The sequence below is a fragment of the Clostridia bacterium genome, assembly GCA_019683875.1.
Lineage (GTDB): Bacteria > Bacillota > Sulfobacillia > RBS10-35 > Bu92 > Bu92.
Genome location: JADGHN010000008.1, coordinates 1 through 20,319, shown reverse-complemented (window position 1 = coordinate 20,319; position 20,319 = coordinate 1). Strand labels below are relative to the sequence as shown.

Below are 20,319 nucleotides of genomic sequence, written 5' to 3'. Positions count from 1 at the left end.
TTGGGAGATCGGAGGGATCGGCGCGTGGCCGTCGAGAACACGCAGGACCGTCCCCTGGACGTGTCGATCACGGAAATGCAGCTGAGCGACCTGCCGGCGGTCATGAACATCGAGCGCCAGTCGTTCCCCACCCCCTGGTCCGAGCGCGCGTTCGTCTCCGAGCTCACCCGCAACGTCTACGCCCACTACATCGTGGCGCGCGTCGACGGCGAGGTCGCCGGCTACGCGGGCATGTGGCTGATCCTCGACGAGGCCCACGTGACGAACATCGCCGTGAACCCCAAGTGGCGCGGCCGGGGGATCGGCGACCGGCTCCTCACCGAGCTTGAACACCGTGCGCGTGCCCACGGCTGCACGCGAATGACCCTCGAAGTGCGCCCGTCCAACGATGTCGCCCAGGCCCTCTACCGCAAGCACGGCTTCGTGGCCCGCGGCATCCGGCCCGGGTACTACTCCGACACCAACGAAGACGCCATCATCATGTGGAAGGACAGCCTCGACCCCGACCAGCCCTGAGGAGTGACGATCCGTGCGCCAGATCATCGCCATGGGGGGCGGCGGCTTCTCGATGGAGCCGGACAACCCCCTCCTGGACCGCTACATTCTGCAGCAGAGCGGGAAGCGGACGCCCAAGGTGTGTTTCGTGCCGACGGCCAGCGGCGACGCCGAGGGGTACATCCAACGGTTTTACGCTGCCTTCAGGCAGTTGGACTGTGAACCTTCCCACCTGTCGCTGTTCAAACCCCCGACGGACGACCTGGAATCGTTCGTCCTTGAGAAAGACGTGGTCTACGTGGGCGGCGGCAACACGAAGAACCTCCTGGCGCTCTGGCGGGAGTGGGGCCTGGACCGCATCATGCGCAGGGCCTGGGAAGAAGGGGTGGTGCTCGCCGGCATCAGCGCGGGGTCCCTCTGCTGGTTCGAGGAAGGGGTCACCGACTCGTTCGGCACGCGCCTCGACCGCATCGCGTGCCTGGGCCTCCTGTCCGGCAGCAACTGTCCTCACTACGACGGTGAACCGGAGCGGCGGCCGGCGTACCACCGGATGCTGGAGGAGGGCCGGATCGGGCCCGGCTACGCCGCGGACGACGGCGTGGCGCTCCACTTCGTCGACCGCGAGCTCAGGGAGGTCGTGAGTTCGCGACCGGAGGCCCGGGCCTACCGGCTGGAGCGGGTCGACGGCCGCGCCGTCGAAACGGCGCTGCCGACGCGGTACCTGGGCGGACGGGCAAGTTCTTGACATCGTAGGGCGCGGTTGGTGTATGCGCCTCGTGGCGGTCGCCGCGCCCTCCTCGGTGGCGTGAGTGCCCGCTTCGATACACTCTTCTTGGGGGGCGAAGATGGGCGGGGGCATCGTCCTGGGCCTGGAGACAAGCTGCGATGAAACGGCCGCGGCCCTGGTGGCCGGGGGGCGCCGCGTGCTGTCCAGCGTCGTCGCGTCGCAGGTGGAAGTCCACCGCCGGTACGGCGGCGTGGTGCCGGAAATCGCCGCCCGGCGCCACGCGGAGGCGATCGGCCCCGTGCTCCGGGAGGCGTTCGACCGGGCCGGCGTCGGCTGGGACGCGGTCGACGCCGTCGCGGTGACGCGCGGCCCGGGGCTCGTCGGCGCGCTGCTCGTCGGGCTGGCGGCGGCGAAAGCGGCCGCGTTCGCGAGGGGCCTGCCGCTCGTCGGCGTCAACCACCTGGCCGGACACATCATGGCCACGTACCTGGACGGCGACGCTCCGGAATGGCCCGCGGTGGCGCTGGTCGTGTCGGGCTCCCACACGGACCTCTTGTGGATCGGCCGGGGGGCGGACGGCTCGCCGGGGGAGTTGCGCCGGCTGGGCGGCACGCGGGACGACGCGGCGGGCGAGGCGTTCGACAAGGTCGCGCGCCTGCTCGGGTTGCCGTATCCGGGCGGACCGGCCATCGAAGCCGCGGCCGCGCGGGTGCGCGCGGAATCCGGCACCGGCCGCACGGGGGGGGCCGGCGACCGTCGCGACGCGAACGATGGGACCGGGTCACTTGAGCTGCCCCGCCCCATGTGGGACGAGGGCTTCGACTTCAGCTTCAGCGGGCTGAAAACGGCCGTGGCCGTGCTGCTGGAAGAGCGCGGGCGGGACGGCGTGTCCGCGGAGGATGTCGCGCGCGCCTTCCAGGACGCCGTGGTGGACGTCCTGGTGCACAAGACGGTGCGTGCCGCGGAGGCGTGCGGCGTGCGCCAGGTCGTGCTGGCCGGCGGCGTCGCGGCGAACGGCGCGCTGCGGGAGCGCCTGGGCCGGGCGTGCGCGGAGCGGGGCTGGCGCCTGGCCGTGCCGCCGCTCCGATTCTGCACGGACAACGCCGCCATGATCGCCGCGGCGGGCTACTTCGCGTGGCAGGCGGGCCGCGTGGACGGCTTCGACCTGGACGCCGACCCGAACCTCGACTTCGAGGACAGCCCGGCCGTACGGTGGTTGTAGCCGCGATCGGAGGCCCACCCCGCGCGGCGCGGCGCAAATCGGGGGCGGGCGGAGGAGGCCGTGCGCGGTGCTGTATCGCGCGGAGGCGATCGTCCTGCGCACGCAGGCGTTCGGAGAGGCGGACCGTCTCGCCACGCTCCTGACGAGCGACGGCGAAAAGCTGCGCGCCGTCGCCAAAGGCACGCGGCGCACGCAGAGCCGGCTCGCGGGGGCCGTGCAGCCGTTCGTGCGCGGCCGCTTCCTCTTGTGGAAGGGTCGTTCGCTGGACGGCATCAGCCAGGCGGAGGTGCTGGCGGCGCACCGGGCGCTGAGGGAGGATCCGGTCCGACTCGGCGGCGCCTCGTATCTTTCGGAGCTCGTCGACGCCTTCACCCATGAAGGCGAGGCGAACCCGGCGCTCTACGACCTTCTTTCCCGGGCCTTCGCGCAGCTCGCCGCCGGCGCGAACGCGGCCGAAGCGGACGAGGACCCGCGCGGACCGACGGCGCCGATGGAGCGGGGGAGGCGCGACCGCATCCTGCGCGCCAGCGAGGCCGGGGTGCTCGCGGCGTGCGGTTACCGGCCGAGCGTCGATCGCTGCGCCGCGTGCGGGGCGGAACTGGACGGCGAGCTGGCCTTCTCGCCGAAGCAGGGCGGCGCGGTCTGCCGCCGTTGCGCGACCGGCGCGCGCGTGCGGCTTGGGGCCGAAGCCCTCTCCGTGCTGCGCCGCCTCCTCGCGGGCGACCCGCTTCGCGCGGCCGCCCGCCTGCGTTGGAGCGCGGCGGCCGACGCCGAGCTGCATTCGGCGCTGCTCGGGTTCATCGTGTGGATCCTGCAGCGACCTCTTAAATCGTCCGCCTTTTTGGACATATTGTGATCGGTGTGGGGAAACGGAGGGACCGCGATGGAGGATCTGGCCAAAATCGACGAGATCCGGCGCCGGATGGGCGTGAGCTACCGCAAGGCCGCCGAGGCGCTGGAGGCCAGCGGCGGGGATGTGGTCAAGGCGCTCATCGCTCTTGAAGAAGAGGAACGGAGCGAAACGTGGCAGGAGCGCATCAACGTCCGCGGCGCCGAACTCATCGAGCGAATCAAGCAGCTGCTTAAGGAAGGGAACGTCAACAAGCTCGTCGTCAAGCACGACGGCAAGACCGTCCTGGAAATCCCGGTGACGGTCGGCGCGATCGGCGCGATCCTCGCGCCCTACCTGGCCATTCTCGGAGCCCTTGCGGCGCTGGCTGCGCACGCCGAAATCGTCGTGGAGCGGCGCGGCCGGCCGGAAGACGATCTCCCAGACGACGACCTCACGCGGATGTGATCGCCGGGCGGGCCGGCGGGGTCACGGTTCGAGGGACTCCAGCCTGAAACCCTGTCGCGCCGCCAGTTCCCGGACGCGGTCCAGGGGCAGCGCCTGCACGGTGTGGCCGTCGCGTCCCGTCATCGTGCGGGCGGCCGCCAGCGCCCGCCACACGGCTTCCGCGGCCGTCTCCGCCGCGGCCGCGAAGAACGGGTTGAGGTAGCGGCCCTCGTCGGGCAGATAGGGCGGGTAGGCGCGCGCCGTGCTGAACGCCAGGGCGAAGTCGCCGCTCCCGTGATGGTACACCGAGCCGGTCCGCGCCAGGCCCGCCGCCGCGCGCCGGGCGACGCGCGTGAGCTGGCGCGAGGTCAGGGGCGCGTCCGTCGCGTAGACGACGATCACCGAGCCCCCTTCACCTGCGTTCGGCGAGCCGCCTTGGCCGGGGACCTGAGCGGGCGGCGATTCGGACGCGGCGCCATTCGCGTCCCCGGCGCCGGACTCCGCGGCCAGCAGGCGCCCGGCCGGGAAGCCGTCGATCACGAGATCGCCCGGGCGGCCGAAGTTCGCGAGCACCAGGACGCCCAGCGTCACCTCGCGGCCCAGGTCCTCCGCGTACCAGCGCCGCGAGGCCGACCCGATCCCGCCCTTGAAGCCGTAGCAGACCATCCCGGTGCCGGCGCCGACGGCGCCCTCTTCCACCCGGCCTCCGCTCGCGCGGGCGAGCGCCTGCGCCACGTCCTCCTTCCGGACGTGCATCCCCTGGATGTCGTTGAGGTAGCCGTCGTTGCACTCGCCGGCGACCGGATTCACCGTCGGCCCGGTGACGCCGATGCCCGGATTCTCGCGCACCATGGCCTCCGCGAGCGCCTCCGCCACCCGCCACACGCACAGGGTGCTCGTCAGCCCGATCGGCGTCTCCAGCCGTCCGAGCTCGATGAGCTGCGGTAGCCCCACGGCCTTGCCGAAGCCGTTGATGACGTGCGCCCCCGCGATGAACTTTCGCTCGTAGATCTCGTCGCCCGGCACGATCACGGTCACGCCGGTGCGCACCGGACCCCGCCCGGGCACCAGGCGCCCCTCGCCGTGGATCCGCGTGACGTGACCGACGCGCACCCCTTCGACGTCCGTGATCGCGTTCAACGGTCCCCGCCGCAACCCGCTCGCCGCCAATGCCGAATCCCTCCCACCGACGATCCTATCGCCTTGCCCGGCCGTCCGGCGGATGTGTACAATCGGCGCAGACTGGCGGGATGCGGGGCCTCGGTCCCTGTGCGCGTCGGCGGACACGGCCGAGGTCGTTTCTTTTTGCGTCGGGAGGTGCGCGCTTGAATTTCCAGGAGATGATCCTCCGGCTCCATCGCTTCTGGGGCGACCACGGCTGCGTGCTGGCACAGCCCTACGACGTCGAAAAAGGGGCCGGCACGATGAACCCCTTCACGTTCTTCCGCTCGCTCGGCCCGGAGCCGTGGCGCGTGGCGTACGTGGAGCCGTCCCGCCGCCCGGCGGACGGCCGCTACGGCGAAAACCCGAACCGCCTCTACCGCCACTGGCAGTACCAGGTGGTGCTCAAACCCTCGCCGGACGACGTTCTCGATCTTTACGTGGAAAGCCTGCGCGCGCTGGGCATCGACGCCCGTGAGCACGACATCCGCTTCGTCGAGGACAACTGGGAGGCGCCCACCCTCGGCGCCTGGGGCCTTGGCTGGGAAGTGTGGCTCGACGGCATGGAGATCACGCAGTTCACCTACTTCCAGCAGATGGGCGGCCAGGAGGTGCGGCCCGTCGCCGCGGAGATCACGTACGGGCTCGAGCGCCTCGCGGGCTTCATCCAGGGTGTCGACGACATCTTCCAGGTCGAGTGGGTGGACGGCGTCACGTACGGTGACGTGTTCCGCCTCGAGGAGTACGAGCATTCCAAGTACAGCTTCGAAGTGGCCGACATCTCGACGCTGCAGTCGCAGTTCGATGCCGCGGAACGCGAATCAGGACGGGCCCTGGAGGCCGGGCTCGTCCTCCCCGCGTACGACCACGCCCTGCGTTGCTCGCACCTGTTCAACCTTCTCGAGGCGCGCGGCGCCATCTCGGTGACGCAGCGGGCGGAGTACATCGCCCGCGTGCGGGAGCTGGCGCGCCGTTGCGCGGAGGCGTGGCTCGCGCGGCGGAGCGGCTCCGATGGCGCGGGAGAATCGGCGGAGACGGCCCCGGCGGTGGAGGCGGCCGGATCGGAGGTGGGCGCGGGTGACCCGCACGGAGCGTGACCTTCTCCTTGAGATCGGCTGCGAGGAAATCCCCGCGGCGTACCTGCCCTCGGCGCTGCAGCAGCTCGCCGCCCTCGGGCGGGCGAAGCTCGCCGAGGCCCGCCTGCCGGCGCGCGCCGTGCGCGCGCTCGGCACGCCGCGGCGGCTGGTGCTGCACGCCCAGGGCGTGCCCGAACGCCAGGCGGAGAAGCGCGAGTGGGTGCGCGGGCCCTCGGAGAAGGCCGCGTTCGGTCCGGACGGGCAGCCCACGCCGGCCGCGCTCGGCTTCGCCCGGAGCCGCGGCGTCCCCGTCGAGCGCCTTGAGGTGCACGACACTCCGTCAGGCCGGTACGTGATGGTGGAAGTCGTCGACCCGGGCCGGCCGGCCCTGGACGTGTTGGGCGAGGTCCTGCCGGCGATCGTCGCCGGCATCGAGTTCCCCAAGACCATGCGCTGGGGCGTGGGCGACTTCCGCTTCGCGCGGCCCATCCGCTGGATCGTGGCGCTCTTCGGCGAGGACGTCGTCCCCTGCGAGGTCGCGGGGGTGCCGGCGGGTCGCCGCACCAGCGGCCACCGCTTCCTCGCGCCGGGCCCGTTCGAGGTGTCGGACCCGGACGACTATTTCCGCAAGATGGACGCCGCGTTCGTGGTGGTGGACCCGGCCGAGCGACGCCAGCTGGTCGTCACGGGCGTGGAGGCCGTCGCCCGCCAGGCCGGCGGCCGCGCGCGCGTCGACGAGGCGCTGGTCGAGGAGGTCACCCACCTCCTTGAGTTTCCGACGCCGTTTGTCGGCCGCTTCGACGCGGAGTTCCTCGACCTGCCGGAGGCCATGCTGGAGACGACGATGCGCGTGCACCAGCGCTACTTCCCGGTGGAGGGGCCGGACGGCCGCCTGCAGAATCTCTTCGTGGGCGTGCGCAACGGGGACCGGCACGCGCTGGAGCGCGTCGTCGCCGGCAACGAGAGAGTGCTCCGCGCGCGCCTCGCGGACGCCCGCTTCTTCTACCTGGAAGACCGCAAGCGGCGCCTTGAGGAACGCATTCCCGACCTGAAACAGGTCACCTTCCTCGCCGAGCTCGGTTCGCTGTACGACAAGACGGAGCGCCTCGTCCGCCTCGTGCGGGCGGTCGCGGAGGAACTGGGCCTCTCGGCGGCGGCGGCCGCGGCGGAACGGGCGGCCTGGCTCAGCAAGACCGACCTTCTCACGCACGTCGTATACGAGTTTCCGGAACTGCAGGGCGTCATGGGCGAGCATTACGCGCGCCTGGACGGCGAGGACGAGCAGGTGGCGCGCGCCCTGTTCGAACAGTACCTGCCCCGCGGCGCGGCCGACGTCACGCCGGAGACGGAGGCCGGGATCGCGCTGTCCGTTGCGGACAAGCTCGACAACCTGGCGGCCGGCTTCCTGACCGGGCGCCAGCCGACGGGCTCCCAGGACCCGTTCGGGCTGCGCCGCCAGGCGATCGGCCTGCTCCGCATCCTGCGGAGGCGGCCGCAGGGCGCGAGCGTCCGGCGGCTCGTGCGCGCGGCGGCGGCCGCGCTGCCGTCCGCGTCGGAAGGCGTCGTCGAAGACATCCTCCGCTTCCTCGAAGGCCGCCTGCGTGTTCAAATGCAAGAGGAAGGCCTGCGGCACGACGTCATCGAGGCGGCGCTGGCAAGCGGCTGGGAGGACATCCCCCGCGCCTGGTGGAAAGCCGAGAGCGTGCGGCGGGCGCTTGGGCGGCCGGACCTGGACGCCATCGTCACCGTCTTCCGGCGCGCCGCCAACCTCGCGAAGGGCGGCGAGGCGCCGGCGTCGCTGTCCGGACCCTGGCCGGACGAGGAGGAGGCGCGCCTCGCGGCGGCGCTCGCGGACGCGGAGGCCCGCGTCCGGGAGGCTCTGGCCGCGGGGGACGACGCCGCGTACTTCGACGCCGTCGCCGCGCTGCGGCCGGCCGTCGACCGGTTCCTGGAGCGCGTCCTGGTCATGGACCCGGACCCCGGGACGCGGGCCCGCCGGCTGGCACTTCTGGCGGCGGTCACGCGCCTCGCCAGCCAGCTCGGCGATCTCGGCCGCCTCGCAGTGTCGGCCGACGCCTGATGCCGCGGACCCGCGCGCGGGCGGGCCCCGTGCGGGCGGGTCCGCGCGAACGGGACCGGCCGCCGGCCCATACCTTGAACATCGCTTCACCGGAAGGGAGCATCCCGTGCGGCCGTGGTGATCTACGTGCTGTCCGACGCCCTGGGCGAGACCGCGGAGGCCGTCGCGCGCGCGGGCGCGAGCCAGTTCGAGAACGACGGCGTGGAGTTCCACCGCGTGGCCTTCGCCAACGACCGCGCGGCCGTGCAGCGTGCACTGACGGAGGCCAAGCGGCGGAACGGCGCGCTCGTCTTCACGCTCGTCGACCCGGAACTGCGCGCGTTCGTGCGCGCGGAAGCGGAGCGGCTGGACCTGCCCGCCGTCGACGTCCTCGGTCCGGTGATCGACGCGTTCTCCCGCGTGTCGAAGACGAAGCCGCGCCTGCAGCCCGGACTCATCCACAAGCTGGACGCGGGATACTTCCGCCGCGTGGAGGCCATCGAGTTCGCCGTCAAGTACGATGACGGCCGCGATCCGTCCGGCCTCGTCGACGCGGACGTGGTGCTGCTCGGCGTCTCGCGCAGCTCGAAGACGCCCGTGTCGATGTACCTTGCGCACCGCGGCTACAAGGTGGCCAACGTGCCGCTCGTGCCGGAGGTGGACCCCCCCAAGGAGTTGGCGCGCCTGCCGCGAAACCGGGTCATCGGGCTCAGCGTGCGCCCGGACAAGTTGCGGGAGATCCGGCAGGAACGCCTCCGGGCGCTCGGGTTGGAAAGCGGCGCCAGTTACGCCGACCTCTCCCGCATCTCGGAGGAGATCCGCTATGCGAATCGGGTGTTCCAGGAACTCGGTTGTCCCGTGATCGACGTGACGCACAAGGCGGTGGAGGAGACGGCCCGCGAAGTGATCGAGATCGCCTTCGGCGAGGAGGAGTTGTAGTGGAGAGCCGCAAGTGGATCTACGCGTTCGAAGAAGGCCGCGCAGGCATGCGGAACATCCTCGGCGGCAAGGGATCGGCGCTGGCCGAGATGACGTCCATCGGCCTGCCCGTCCCGCCCGGTTTCACGATCATCGCGCCCGCCTGCATCGAGTTCACGCGGCGCGGCGAGGCGTTCATCGAGGAGTTGCAGGAGCCGCTCTGGGCGGCGCTCTCGCAGCTGGAGGCGAAGGTCGGCCGGCGCCTCGGGGACCCGGACGACCCGCTCCTCGTCTCCGTGCGCTCCGGCGCCGCCGTGTCGATGCCGGGCATGATGGACACGGTCCTCAACCTCGGGCTCAACGACCGCTCGGTGGAGGGGCTCGCGCGCACCACGGGCGACCCGCGCTTCGCGTTCGATTCGTACCGGCGCTTCATCCAGATGTTCGGCGATGTCGTCATGGGCATCGACCATGACCTGTTCGAGGACATCCTTGAGCGCGTCAAGCGGGAACGCGGCGCGCGCCTGGACACCGACCTCGACGCCGAGGCGCTGCAGGCCGTGATCGCGTCCTACAAGGAACTCGTCGAACGCGAGACCGGACGCTCCTTCCCGCAGGACCCCAGGGAGCAGCTGCTCCTCGCCGTGCGGGCCGTGTTCAACTCCTGGAACAACGAGCGCGCCATCGTGTACCGCCGCCTGAACAAGATCCCGGACGACCTCGGCACGGCGGTCAACGTCCAGGCCATGGTCTTCGGCAACCGCGGCCCCACCTCCGGCACGGGCGTCGTCTTCACCCGCGATCCGAACACGGGGGAGCGGGTGCTGTACGGCGAGTACCTCCCCAACGCCCAGGGTGAGGACGTGGTCGCCGGCATCCGGACGCCGCTCCCGGTCAGCGAGCTGCGCGACCGCCAACCGGACACCTACCGGCAGCTTGAGGAGACCTGCGCGCTGCTGGAGCGCCATTACGGCGACATGCAGGACATCGAGTTCACGGTCCAGGAAGGCAAGCTGTACCTTCTGCAGACGCGCTCGGCCAAGCGGGCGCCGCGCGCCGCGGTCCGCGTCGCGCACGACATGGCGGTCGAGGGGCTCATCACGCGGGAAGAGGCGGTGCTGCGCGTCAACCCGGAGGACGTCGTCCGCCTTTTGCACCGCAACGTCGACCGCACGGCGCCGAAGACCCTCCTGGCGAAGGGCCTTCCCGCCTCGCCCGGCGCGGCCAGCGGCAAGGTCGTGTTCGACGCCGACACGGCGGAGCGCCTCGGCCGCGAGGGCGAAAAGGTGATCCTCGTCCGCCCGCAGACCACCCCTGACGACATCCACGGCATCGTCGCCGCCCAGGGCGTGCTCACGAGCCGCGGCGGCATGACGTGCCACGCCGCCATCGTGGCGCGCGGCATGGGCAAGCCGTGCATCGTCGGCTGCGAGGCCCTCGCGATCGATCTGAAGGACCGGGTGTTCCGCGTCGGCGGGCACGTCGTGCGCGAGGGGGACGTCATCACCTTCGACGGCGTGCTCGGGGAGGTCTACCTGGGCGAGGTCCCCTCGGTGGAACCGGAGCTCTCCAAGGAATTCCAGACGCTCATGGCCTGGGCCGACGAGTTCCGCACCCTCGGCGTGCACGCGAACGCCGACACGCCGGAAGACGCGCGCCGCGCGCGGGAGCTGGGCGCCGAGGGCGTCGGCCTCTGCCGCACGGAGCACATGTTCATGGCGCAGGACCGGCTGCCCGTGGTCCAGGCGATGATCATGGCCGAGACGGAGGACGAGCGCGCGCGGGCCCTGGAGAAGCTCCTGCCCATGCAGCAGGGCGACTTCGAAGGCATCCTCGAAGCGATGGCCGGCTACCCCGTCACGATCCGCCTGCTCGACCCGCCGTTGCACGAGTTCCTGCCGGATGTCGAGCAGCTTGCGGTCGAGGTGGCGGAACTGCGCCTGAGCGGCGCTGACCCTCAAAAGCTGGCCGAGAAGGAAGAACTGCTGCGCAAGGCCCGCGTCCTGCACGAGGCGAACCCGATGCTCGGCCATCGCGGCGTGCGCCTGGGCATCACGATGCCCGAGGTGTACGCGATGCAGGCGCGCGCGATCTTCCAGGCGACGGTCAATCTCCTCAAGCGCGGGGTCGACGCCCGCCCCGAGGTGATGATCCCGCTCGTCGGCCACGTCAACGAGCTCAAGAAGATGCGGGAACTCGTGGAGAAGGTCGCGGAAGAGGTCAAGCAGGAGACGGGCGTGGACTTCCACTACCGCGTCGGCACCATGATCGAGGTGCCGCGCGCCGCGCTCACCGCGGGCGAAATCGCCACGGAGGCGGAGTTCTTCTCCTTCGGCACGAACGACCTGACCCAGACCACGTTCGGCTTCTCGCGCGACGACGCCGAGGCGAAGTTCCTGCACCACTACCTGCACGAGAAGCTTCTGAAGGAGAACCCCTTCGCCGTCATCGACGCCGACGGCGTCGGCCAGCTCGTCAAGATGGCGGTGGAGAAGGGCCGGCGCACGCGTCCGGACCTTGTCGCTGGCGTGTGCGGCGAGCACGGCGGCGATCCGGAGTCGATCGCCTTTTTCCAGACGACCGGGGTGAATTACGTCAGCTGCTCGCCCTTCCGCGTGCCGATCGCCCGTCTGGCCGCGGCGCAGGCGGCGCTGCGCGCGCAGAAGGCCAAGGCGGCCGTCTGATCGGCGGACGAACACGCATTCGATGGATTCGCTGCGGAGGGCAGGGGAACTTGTCCTCCGCAGCGAACTTTATTTGGGTTTACGGGGATCGGTGGTGGCGCCATGCGGGACCCTCAAGCGGACATCGTCGCGCAGGTCAAGCAGCGCGTCGACATCGTCGACATCGTGGGGGAGTACGTGTCCCTGCGCCGCGTCGGGCGGGACTTCGTGGGACTTTGTCCGTTTCACGAGGAGAAGACACCGTCTTTTCACGTTTCGAGGGACAAGCAGGTCTTCTACTGCTTCGGCTGCCACGCGGGAGGCGACGTCATCACGTTTGTGCAGAAGCGGGAGGAGATCACGTTCCGCGAGGCCCTTGAGCAGCTGGCCGCGCGCGCGGGCGTCGCGCTGCCGGAGCGCAGCCCGGCCGCGGAACGCCGGAAGGGCCTGAAGGAGGCGCTCCTGCGGGCCCTCGCGGATGCCGCCGCGTTCTACCAGCGCCAGCTGCACGGTGAAGGCGGCGAGGCCGCCCGCGCCTACCTGGCGCGGCGCGGTGTGGACAGCGCCACGGCGGCCCGCTTCGCACTGGGCTTCGCACCCGCGCGTTGGGATGCCCTGACGCAGCACCTCCTTGCACGTGGCCACTCGGCCAAGGCGCTCGTGGAGGCCGGCCTCGCGCAGGTGGGGAAGAGCGGTCGCCCGTTCGACCGCTTCCGCAACCGCCTGATGTTTCCCATCTGCGACGAGCGCGGCCGCGTCGTCGCGTTTGGCGGCCGCATCCTCGACGGGGGCGAGGGGCCCAAGTACCTGAACTCGCCCGAGACGCCCGTGTTTCAGAAGCGGGAGATGTGGTACGGCCTGCATCTCGCGCGGGAAGCCGTGCGGGCGCGGGGACGGGCGATCGTCGTCGAGGGGTACATGGACTGCGTGACGGCGCACCAGCACGGGTTTGTGGAGACGGTCGCCTCGCTGGGCACCGCCCTGTCGGAGTCGCAGGCTGCGAAGCTCGCGCGATTCACTTCGCTCGCCGTCGTCGCGTACGATGCGGATACCGCCGGCCAGTCGGCCACCCTGCGCGGCTTCGACATCCTCCGCAACGCGGGCGTGGGCGTGCGCCTGGTGGCCCTGCCGGCCGGCCGGGATCCGGATGAGCTCCTGCGCCAGGACGGCGCGGAGGCCTTCCGCCGGCATCTTGACGGAGCTCTGCCTCTTGTGGAATACCTTTTTCTGCTTGCGACGCGCGACCTTGACCTCGCCTCCGTGGAGGGCAAGGTCAAGGCGGTGGAACGGCTCGCCCCGGCTCTCGCCAGCGAACCTGACCCGATTGCCCGCGACCAGTACGTTCAGCGTTACGCCGATCGTCTTGGCGTGGACATCGACGCCGTTCGTGCCGCCGTGAACGACGCCGCCGCGCAAATCCTAAAAGCACCAGCTAAGGGGTATAACTCCAGCGTAGGCCGGAATAATACTAGGAGCCTCCCTCCAAACCAGGGAAATTCGGTTTTGGAGAGGAGGATTCTCGGCTCCGGGCGTTCGGAACAGCAGGCGGAGGAAATCGTCCTCGGCATGCTGCTCCGCGGAGAGGCCGATCCCGGCGAGGTCTGGTCGCACGTCCAGCCCGACTGGTTCCTGCCCGGCGCGCATCGGCAGCTGGCGGAGGCGCTTCACGCGGACGCCGGGAGGGGGCCCGGGGCGTTGCCCGCCGGGCTCGGAGAGTCGGCTCAGTCGCTGGCGGCGCGGCTTCTGGTCGAATTTTCGGGGGAGACGGAGAAAACGGCGAGAGTTTTGCAGGATTGCTTGACCACAATGGCAAAGCACCGCGTTCGTGCCCGTTGCAGTGAGATTGAACGGGAGATTCGCAGGTTGGAGCGGGAGGGGCAGCCCGTCCCGCGGGATCTCCGCGTCGAGTATGCTCGACTGCTCAAGCAGGTCAAGACGCCGGGCGGCGGTGCTTGGGGGGCAGTGCCATGAGCAAGGAACGCATCGAACAGATCGAGGAAGTGCGCGAGCTCATCGAGCACGCGCGCGAAAAGGGCCACGTCACCTACAACGAGATCGCGGACGCGCTTGAAGACGTCCCGGTGACGGCGGAGCAGATCGAGGAGCTCTACCAGAACCTTCAGGAAATGGGCGTCAAGCTCGTCGGGCATCCCGAGGATCTCGCGGAGGATGACGACGCCATCGACGAGGCCGTCGAGGACGAGGCGGACGTCGCCGAGCCGGCCGACTTGCCGGCGGCGAGCGACGCGGCGGATGAAGTCGACCCGAACGACCTTGAAGTCCCGGACGACGTCGCCATCGACGACCCTGTCCGCATGTACCTGAAGGAGATCGGTCGCGTCCCGCTCCTGAAGGCGGAGGAAGAAGTCGAGCTCGCGAAGCGCATCGAGCAGGGCGACGAGGAAGCTCGCCGCAAGCTCGCCGAGGCGAACCTCCGGCTCGTGGTCTCCATCGCGAAGCGCTACGTGGGCCGTGGCATGCTGTTCCTCGACCTCATCCAGGAGGGCAACCTCGGCCTCTTAAAGGCCGTTGAAAAATTCGACTACCGCAAGGGGTACAAGTTCAGCACGTACGCCACGTGGTGGATTCGCCAGGCCATCACGCGGGCGATCGCCGACCAGGCCCGCACCATCCGCATTCCGGTGCACATGGTCGAGACGATCAACAAGCTGACCCGCGTGTCCCGGCAGTTGCTGCAGGAGCTCGGGCGGGAGCCCACCGCGGAGGAGATCGCGGAGCAGATGGGCATCGACGCCGACAAGGTGCGCGAGATCCTCAAGATCGCCCAGGAACCGGTGTCCCTGGAGACGCCGATCGGAGAAGAGGAAGACAGCCACCTCGGCGACTTTATCGAGGACACGGACGCGCCGGCGCCGGCCGAGGCGGCCAGCTTCAGCATGCTGAAGGAGCAGCTGGAGGATGTGCTGAGCACGCTCACGGAGCGCGAGCAGGAGGTCCTGCGCCTGCGCTTCGGGCTGGAAGACGGCCGCCAGCGCACGCTGGAGGAAGTGGGCAAGGTCTTCGGCGTCACGCGGGAGCGCATCCGCCAGATCGAGGCGAAGGCGCTACGTAAGCTGCGACACCCCAGCCGGAGCAAGAAGCTGAAGGATTACCTGGAGTGAGTTTTTGCGTGCCCCGCTTTGTGACGCGAGGAACAAACGCCGGTACGGAAGCTCCCGTCAGCGGACGGCGATGACCTGGCCGCCTGTGAGCGCGACGAGCTCGGATGGAGTGAGGCGGAAGACCATCCTGGGGTGACCGGCGGCCGCCCAGATTTCGTCATGGTTCAAGAGGTCCCGGTCGATCCACACAGGGAGCGGCGTCAAGTGCCCCACAGGCGCCACTCCGCCGATGGCGAACCCGGTTCGCTCGCGAACGAATTCCGGGTCGGCCAGCGCCACCGGTTCCCCGACGGCCTCGGCCAGCCTGCGTTCGTCGACGCGATGGGCTCCGCTGGCCACGACGAGAATCGCGTCGCCGGATGCCGTTCGGAACACGAGCGACTTGGCGATCTGCGCCACGGCGCATCCGAGCGCGGAGGCCGCCTGGGCCGCCGTGCGGGCGCTCTCCGGGAGCTCGATGATGTCGCGACGAAAGCCGCGGTCCTGGAGGGCAAGCTTCACGCGCTCCGTGCCCGCGTTCACCTTTCGACGGTCCTCCTGTGCGGCTCAGCTGCCTGCCGGTTCATGCCGGCGGCCATTCTTCGCCCTCGTGTTGTTGCCGCAGCGAGCGAAACAGCTCCTGCCATTCCGGATCGGACATGCGCCCGCGGAACGACCGCCGGCGAGCGTCGCGGTTCATCCACAAGAACCACGAGAGCAAGTCTCCGGGGTTCAAGCCCGTCATGCGGACCGGCCCCGCCACGACGCGCCGTCGAATGTAGTCGCCCCGCGGGCAGCGGTACGTGACGAGGTCGATCGGCGCCAGCGGGAGCCCCTCGTCGTTGTTGCCGCCGGCGTACAGCCGCCGTCGCTCGACGCGCAGCGCAACCCACCGGTGGCGCGGGCACTTCGGGCTGAAGACCGGTCGAACCACCTGAACCGCGATCCAGAGCGCGGAGGCGGCGAGCGCGACGACCCCGACGAACGGGGCGGCTCCGCGCCCGGAGCCGACCGTCTGGTCGACGAAGCGAAGCTCGCGGCCGTCGTAGGCGAAGTGCAGAACGGCCACCCCGCCGGTTCCGCGCACGCGGACGTCGACCGCCAGGCCGCCGGGCCGCCAGTGCCCATCGACCGACAGCACCTGGGGCGCGTCCGCTCGCTCCCGCGCCTGCTCGACGGCTTCCACGCGGACGCGGTCGGGCACGGCGACAGGAAAGCTTGACGCCACCGCCCAGGCGCCGGCGAGAAACAGGACCAGGGCCAGCATGTTCAGGATGGCCCCGCTCCGGACAGGAGCGTTCAGGGATCCGACCGGGCTCATCGTGGGCATCCCCCCTCCAGACTATTTCACGTTGGAAGAACATGACAACCGCCGCACGTGCTCGTCGTGGTGAACAAGTGCGACCTCGCCGACGAGGCGCTGACGCCGCCGGAGAACAGGGTGACGCGGCGGCGCGCCGCACGTAGCCGCATGGCGCCCGCGTGGGTTACAATTCGTTGGTCATGTAGTATGTTAAGAACTGTGCCAAGTTTGTAGCTTGCCGCGGAAGGGTGCGGAACGTGCATGATTGTCGCGGTTCCTAAGGAGATCGCCCCCGGCGAGCGCCGCGTCGCCGTGGTGCCGGAAACTGTCGCCAAGCTTGTGAAATCGGGAACAGAGGTCGTGGTGCAGGCCGGGGCCGGCCTCGAGGCTGGCTACCGGGACGGCGACTACGAACAGGCCGGGGCGCGCGTCGTCGCCGACGCCGCCACACTTTACGGCAGCGCGGACGTGGTGTTGAAGATCGAAAAGCCCCGCAAGAACGACGCGACCGGCGAGGACGAGGTGGAACTTCTCAAGCCGGGTTCGGTCCTCATCGCGATGCTCGACCCGCTTCGGAACGAGGACCTGGTTCGCAGGCTGGCCGAGCGCAACGTCACCAGCTTCAGCATGGACGCCATCCCGCGGATCACGCGGGCGCAGTCCATGGACGTCCTCTCTTCGCAGGCGTCCATCGCGGGATACAAGGCGGTTCTGCTGGCGGCCAACGCGCTTCCGCGGCTGTTCCCGATGATGACGACCGCCGCCGGCACGATCCGCCCCGCCAAGGTGTTCGTCCTGGGGGCCGGCGTCGCCGGGCTGCAGGCCATCGCCACGGCCAAGCGCCTCGGCGCGGTCGTGGAAGCGTTCGACGTGCGCGCCGTCACCAAGGAGCAGGTGGAAAGCCTCGGCGCGCGCTTCGTGCACATCGACCTTGAGGAAGACGCCGAGACGGCCGGCGGCTACGCCAAGGAAGTTTCCGAAGAGACGCACCGCCGGGAACAGGAACTCATCCACCGCCACGCACGCGAGGCAGACGTGATCATCACCACGGCCCAGATTCCGGGCAAGCCGGCGCCGCGCCTCATCACGGAGGCGATGGTCAAGGACATGAAGCAGGGCTCGGTGATCGTGGACGTCGCCGCGCCGACGGGTGGCAACTGCGAGCTCACGGAGGTGGGCAAGGACGTCGTGAAGCACGGCGTCACGATCATGGGCCCCGCCAATCTGCCGGCGATGGTGCCGTACCACGCCAGCCAGATGTACTCGCGCAACATCGTGACGTTCTTCGAGACGCTCCTAAAGGACGGCAAAGTGATGACCGACCTGGCCGACGAGGTCGTCAAGAGCTGCCTCGTGACGGACGGCGGGCGCGTCGTCTTCCCGCCGCTGCAGGCGAAGAACGGGTAGGGCCGCCGCGGAAGAACGGGTAGAAGGGACGAACGACATGGCAAACACGGCCATCCTTGAAGCCTATATCTTCATTCTCGCGGTGTTCATGGGCTTCCAGCTCATCTCCAAGGTGCCGGCCGTCCTGCACACGCCGCTGATGTCGGCGACCAACGCCATTCACGGCATCGTGCTCGTCGGCGCGCTCATCGTGCTGGGGGCGGCCACGACGCCGCTGGGGAAGGCGATCGGCACCCTGGCGGTGTTCCTGGGCACGTTGAACGTGGTGGGCGGCTACGTCGTCACCGACCGCATGCTCGGCATGTTCCGCAAGGCCGGCCGCGGGGGTGAGCGCAAGTGAACACGCTGCTCGACCTTGCGTACCTCGCCACCTCGGTCTGCTTCATCGGCGGCATCATGCTGCTCCGTTCCCCGGCCACGGCCCGCGCCGGCAACCTGCTCTCCGCGCTGGGCATGGCGATCGCGCTCGTCGCGACGGCCGCGGTGAACGGCCTCGGCAACCTGGGCCTGCTTCTCGGCGCGGTCGTGGTCGGTGCCGTCATCGGCGTCGTGAGCGCCCAGCGCGTGGCCATGACGGCCATGCCGCAGATGGTGGCGCTCTTCAACGGCATGGGCGGCGGCGCGGCCGCGCTCATTTCCGTCGGCGAAGCCATCCACGGCGCCGACACGTCGACGTTCGCCCTCATCCTGGGTTTCCTGACGATTCTCATCGGCTTCGTGAGCTTCGCAGGAAGCCTTGTGGCGTTCGCCAAGCTGCAGGAGATCCTCACGGGGCGGCCGATCACCTTCCCGCTGCAGAAGCCGCTGAACGGCCTCGTGTTCCTGATCCTTCTCGCCCTGGGCGCGTACAGCGTGGCGGCGGGGGTCATCGGCGGGACGCCGCTCGGGATCTTCGCGCTCGGCTCGCTGCTCCTCGGCATCCTGATCGTGCTGCCCATCGGCGGCGCCGACATGCCGGTCGTGATCTCGCTCCTCAACTCGTTCACGGGACTCGCGGCGGCCGCGACGGGCTTCCTCCTGGGCAACAACGCCCTGATCGTCGCCGGTACGCTCGTTGGCGCCAGCGGCTTCATCCTCACCCAGTTGATGAGCCGCGCGATGAACCGCCCGCTCACGAACGTGCTGTTTGGCGCGTTCGGCAAGGCGCAGGCCGGCGCGACGGACGTCGGCGAGCGGAACATGCGTGTGGCGACGCCGGAAGACGTCGCGCTGCTCGCGGGATACGCGGACTCGGTGATCATCGTGCCGGGGTACGGTTTGGCCGTCGCCCAGGCGCAGCACCAGTTGAAGAACGTGGCCACGCTGCTTGAGCAGCGCGGCGTCGACGTCCGTTACGCGATCCACCCGGTCGCCGGGCGCATGCCGGGACACATGAACGTGCTGCTCGCCGAGGCCGACGTTCCGTACGACAAGCTCTACGACCTCGACCAGATCAACGACGACTTCGAACGCACGGACGTCGCCATCGTGGTCGGCGCGAACGACGTCGTGAACCCGGCCGCGCGCGACACGCCGGGCAGCCCGATCTACGGCATGCCCATCCTGAACGTGGACAAGGCGAAGAACGTCGTCGTCCTCAAGCGCGGCCGGGGCACCGGGTTCGCGGGCATCGAGAACGAGCTGTTCTACAAGGACAACACGCTGATGCTCTTCGGCGACGCGAAGGACTCCCTCGCCAAGCTCGCGGAGGAGTTGAAGAAGCTGTAGGAATTGGGCATCAGGGGCATCACGCGGCGCCGGTCAGATCGCGCCGGCCGGCGCCGCGGTGCGGCCCAACCGGATCGACTCGACCCTTTGACGACGCTGCGCATCCCGGCTATAATCACAACTGCACGCGGTTCGACCGCGCCGACATCTGCATAACCCCGACACTCCTCGGTAGCTCAATGGTAGAGCATCCGGCTGTTAACCGGAGGGTTACAGGTTCGAATCCTGTCCGAGGAGCCATTTTTTTGTGCGATTGGCTTCGGGCTCGTAGCTCAATCGGTAGAGCAGCCGGCTCATAACCGGTCAGGTTCAGGGTTCGAGCCCCTGCGAGCCCATGTTTGGCGCCCGTGCGGCGCCTTTTTCGTTTAGGCACCATGTCCACCCTTCGCGCATATCGGTGATTGAACTTGTGCGAAAAGGAGTGGTCATGGGTGGAACCGACGGTCGAACAGTCGGGCGAAGACCGGCAACCGGAACTGGAGACCCAATCGGTCGAAGATTCCGGAACGGTGCCGGAGGAGAACGAGGCGAATTACGAGATCGAGAGCGGTTCGGACCTGGCCGTGAGCTGCCCCGGCGGGCTGTTGTACGGCGTGCGGCAGGGCGAGACGCTCTTCAGCATCGCGGCCAAGTTCGGCGTCACGGTGCAGGCGCTGCTGAACGCGAACCCGGGCATCAATCCGAACAACCTGCAGGTGTGCCAGATCATCTGCATCCCGGGCGTGGCGAGCCGGCTGTGCCCAGGTGGCTCCCTCACCACAGTTCGGGCGGGCCAGACGATGTCCTCGATCGCGCAGCAGTTCGGGATCTCGCTGCAGTCGCTGATCGCAGCGAACCCGTGGATCCCGAACCCGAACTTCCTGTGCCCCGGCGAGCAACTGTGCGTGCCGATTGCGGCGCCGGGCGGATGCTTCGGCGGCCTGCTGTACGGCGTGCGGCAGGGCGAGACGCTGTTCAGCATCGCGGCCAAGTTCGGCGTCACGGTGCAGGCGCTGCTGAACGCGAACCCGGGCATCAATCCGAACAACCTGCAGGTGTGCCAGATCATCTGCATCCCGGGCGTGGCGGGCCGGTTGTGCCCGAACGGCTTCCTCACGACGGTGCAGGCGGGGCAGTCGATGTTCTCGATCGCGCAGCAGTTCGGGGTGCCGCTGCAGTCGCTGATCGCGGCGAACCCGTGGATCCCGAACCCGAGCTTCCTCTG

18 protein-coding genes and 2 tRNA genes are annotated in these 20,319 nt (G+C 69.6%); 17 read left to right on the top strand and 3 right to left on the bottom strand.

The window, feature by feature from the left end; all coding sequences use genetic code 11:
* The first annotated feature begins 75 nt into the window (after positions 1-75).
* The 5 genes from rimI to IRZ18_01275 all read left to right on the top strand — a co-directional run bounded on the left by rimI (position 76) and on the right by IRZ18_01275 (position 3,741).
* On the top strand, positions 76-516 hold the full coding sequence (gene rimI, locus IRZ18_01295) for a ribosomal protein S18-alanine N-acetyltransferase (GenBank protein MBX5475743.1): 441 nt from the start codon (positions 76-78) through the stop codon (positions 514-516).
* Between the two features lie 13 nt (positions 517-529).
* Positions 530-1,240: a peptidase E gene (locus IRZ18_01290; GenBank protein ID MBX5475742.1), complete on the top strand. Its 711-nt coding sequence runs from the start codon at positions 530-532 to the stop codon at positions 1,238-1,240.
* A 100-nt stretch (positions 1,241-1,340) separates the two neighbouring features.
* On the top strand, positions 1,341-2,444 hold the full coding sequence (gene tsaD / locus IRZ18_01285) for a tRNA (adenosine(37)-N6)-threonylcarbamoyltransferase complex transferase subunit TsaD (protein MBX5475741.1): 1,104 nt from the start codon (positions 1,341-1,343) through the stop codon (positions 2,442-2,444).
* Between the two features lie 67 nt (positions 2,445-2,511).
* Positions 2,512-3,300, top strand: a complete 789-nt coding sequence (gene recO, locus IRZ18_01280; protein MBX5475740.1) for a DNA repair protein RecO — start codon at positions 2,512-2,514, stop codon at positions 3,298-3,300.
* Between the two features lie 27 nt (positions 3,301-3,327).
* The gene (locus IRZ18_01275) at positions 3,328-3,741 is read left to right on the top strand and encodes a DUF4342 domain-containing protein (protein ID MBX5475739.1); all 414 of its coding nucleotides are present in this window, start codon (positions 3,328-3,330) and stop codon (positions 3,739-3,741) included.
* Between the two features lie 21 nt (positions 3,742-3,762).
* Here the strand turns inward: IRZ18_01275 and IRZ18_01270 are convergent, their stop codons facing one another.
* A complete protein-coding gene (locus IRZ18_01270) occupies positions 3,763-4,890 on the bottom strand; it encodes a P1 family peptidase (GenBank protein MBX5475738.1) in 1,128 nt (375 codons plus the stop codon).
* Positions 4,891-5,045: 155 nt separating this feature from the next.
* On the opposite strand from IRZ18_01270, the gene IRZ18_01265 reads away from it, so the two are divergent.
* The 6 genes from IRZ18_01265 (at position 5,046) to rpoD (ending at position 14,719) form a co-directional block, all read left to right on the top strand.
* Positions 5,046-5,978 (top strand): glycine--tRNA ligase subunit alpha, encoded by a 933-nt coding sequence (locus IRZ18_01265; protein ID MBX5475737.1) that lies wholly within the window; start codon positions 5,046-5,048, stop codon positions 5,976-5,978.
* Positions 5,893-8,037: a glycine--tRNA ligase subunit beta gene (locus IRZ18_01260; protein ID MBX5475736.1), complete on the top strand. Its 2,145-nt coding sequence runs from the start codon at positions 5,893-5,895 to the stop codon at positions 8,035-8,037. Before IRZ18_01265 ends, IRZ18_01260 begins: the two co-directional genes overlap by 86 nt.
* 114 nt (positions 8,038-8,151) lie before the next feature.
* On the top strand, positions 8,152-8,955 hold the full coding sequence (locus IRZ18_01255) for a kinase/pyrophosphorylase (GenBank protein MBX5475735.1): 804 nt from the start codon (positions 8,152-8,154) through the stop codon (positions 8,953-8,955).
* The gene (locus tag IRZ18_01250) at positions 8,955-11,618 is read left to right on the top strand and encodes a pyruvate, phosphate dikinase (protein MBX5475734.1); all 2,664 of its coding nucleotides are present in this window, start codon (positions 8,955-8,957) and stop codon (positions 11,616-11,618) included. The genes IRZ18_01255 and IRZ18_01250 overlap by 1 nt, the downstream gene beginning before the upstream one ends.
* A gap of 102 nt (positions 11,619-11,720) precedes the next feature.
* A complete protein-coding gene (locus IRZ18_01245) occupies positions 11,721-13,568 on the top strand; it encodes a DNA primase (protein ID MBX5475733.1) in 1,848 nt (615 codons plus the stop codon).
* Positions 13,565-14,719, top strand: a complete 1,155-nt coding sequence (gene rpoD / locus IRZ18_01240; protein MBX5475732.1) for an RNA polymerase sigma factor RpoD — start codon at positions 13,565-13,567, stop codon at positions 14,717-14,719. Before IRZ18_01245 ends, rpoD begins: the two co-directional genes overlap by 4 nt.
* Positions 14,720-14,776: 57 nt before the next feature.
* Here rpoD and IRZ18_01235 read toward each other — a convergent pair whose 3' ends face one another.
* On the bottom strand, positions 14,777-15,241 hold the full coding sequence (locus tag IRZ18_01235; GenBank protein MBX5475731.1) for a YbaK/EbsC family protein: 465 nt from the start codon (positions 15,239-15,241) through the stop codon (positions 14,777-14,779).
* A gap of 40 nt (positions 15,242-15,281) precedes the next feature.
* Positions 15,282-16,019, bottom strand: coding sequence for a hypothetical protein (locus tag IRZ18_01230; GenBank protein ID MBX5475730.1), 738 nt, complete (start codon positions 16,017-16,019; stop codon positions 15,282-15,284).
* Positions 16,020-16,262: 243 nt separating this feature from the next.
* Here IRZ18_01230 and IRZ18_01225 point away from each other — a divergent pair, with 243 nt between their 5' ends.
* The 6 genes from IRZ18_01225 to IRZ18_01200 form a co-directional block, all read left to right on the top strand.
* Positions 16,263-17,408 carry a Re/Si-specific NAD(P)(+) transhydrogenase subunit alpha gene (locus IRZ18_01225; protein ID MBX5475729.1) on the top strand — a complete coding sequence of 382 codons (1,146 nt, stop codon included), beginning with the start codon at positions 16,263-16,265 and terminating at the stop codon, positions 17,406-17,408.
* Between the two features lie 37 nt (positions 17,409-17,445).
* Positions 17,446-17,748 carry an NAD(P) transhydrogenase subunit alpha gene (locus tag IRZ18_01220; protein MBX5475728.1) on the top strand — a complete coding sequence of 101 codons (303 nt, stop codon included), beginning with the start codon at positions 17,446-17,448 and terminating at the stop codon, positions 17,746-17,748.
* The gene (locus IRZ18_01215) at positions 17,745-19,115 is read left to right on the top strand and encodes an NAD(P)(+) transhydrogenase (Re/Si-specific) subunit beta (protein ID MBX5475727.1); all 1,371 of its coding nucleotides are present in this window, start codon (positions 17,745-17,747) and stop codon (positions 19,113-19,115) included. Before IRZ18_01220 ends, IRZ18_01215 begins: the two co-directional genes overlap by 4 nt.
* A gap of 165 nt (positions 19,116-19,280) precedes the next feature.
* Positions 19,281-19,355 (top strand) — tRNA-Asn (locus IRZ18_01210).
* Between the two features lie 21 nt (positions 19,356-19,376).
* A tRNA-Ile gene (locus IRZ18_01205) sits at positions 19,377-19,450 on the top strand.
* A gap of 96 nt (positions 19,451-19,546) precedes the next feature.
* A partial coding sequence (locus tag IRZ18_01200) for a LysM peptidoglycan-binding domain-containing protein (GenBank protein ID MBX5475726.1) occupies positions 19,547-20,319 on the top strand: 773 nt, incomplete at its 3' end.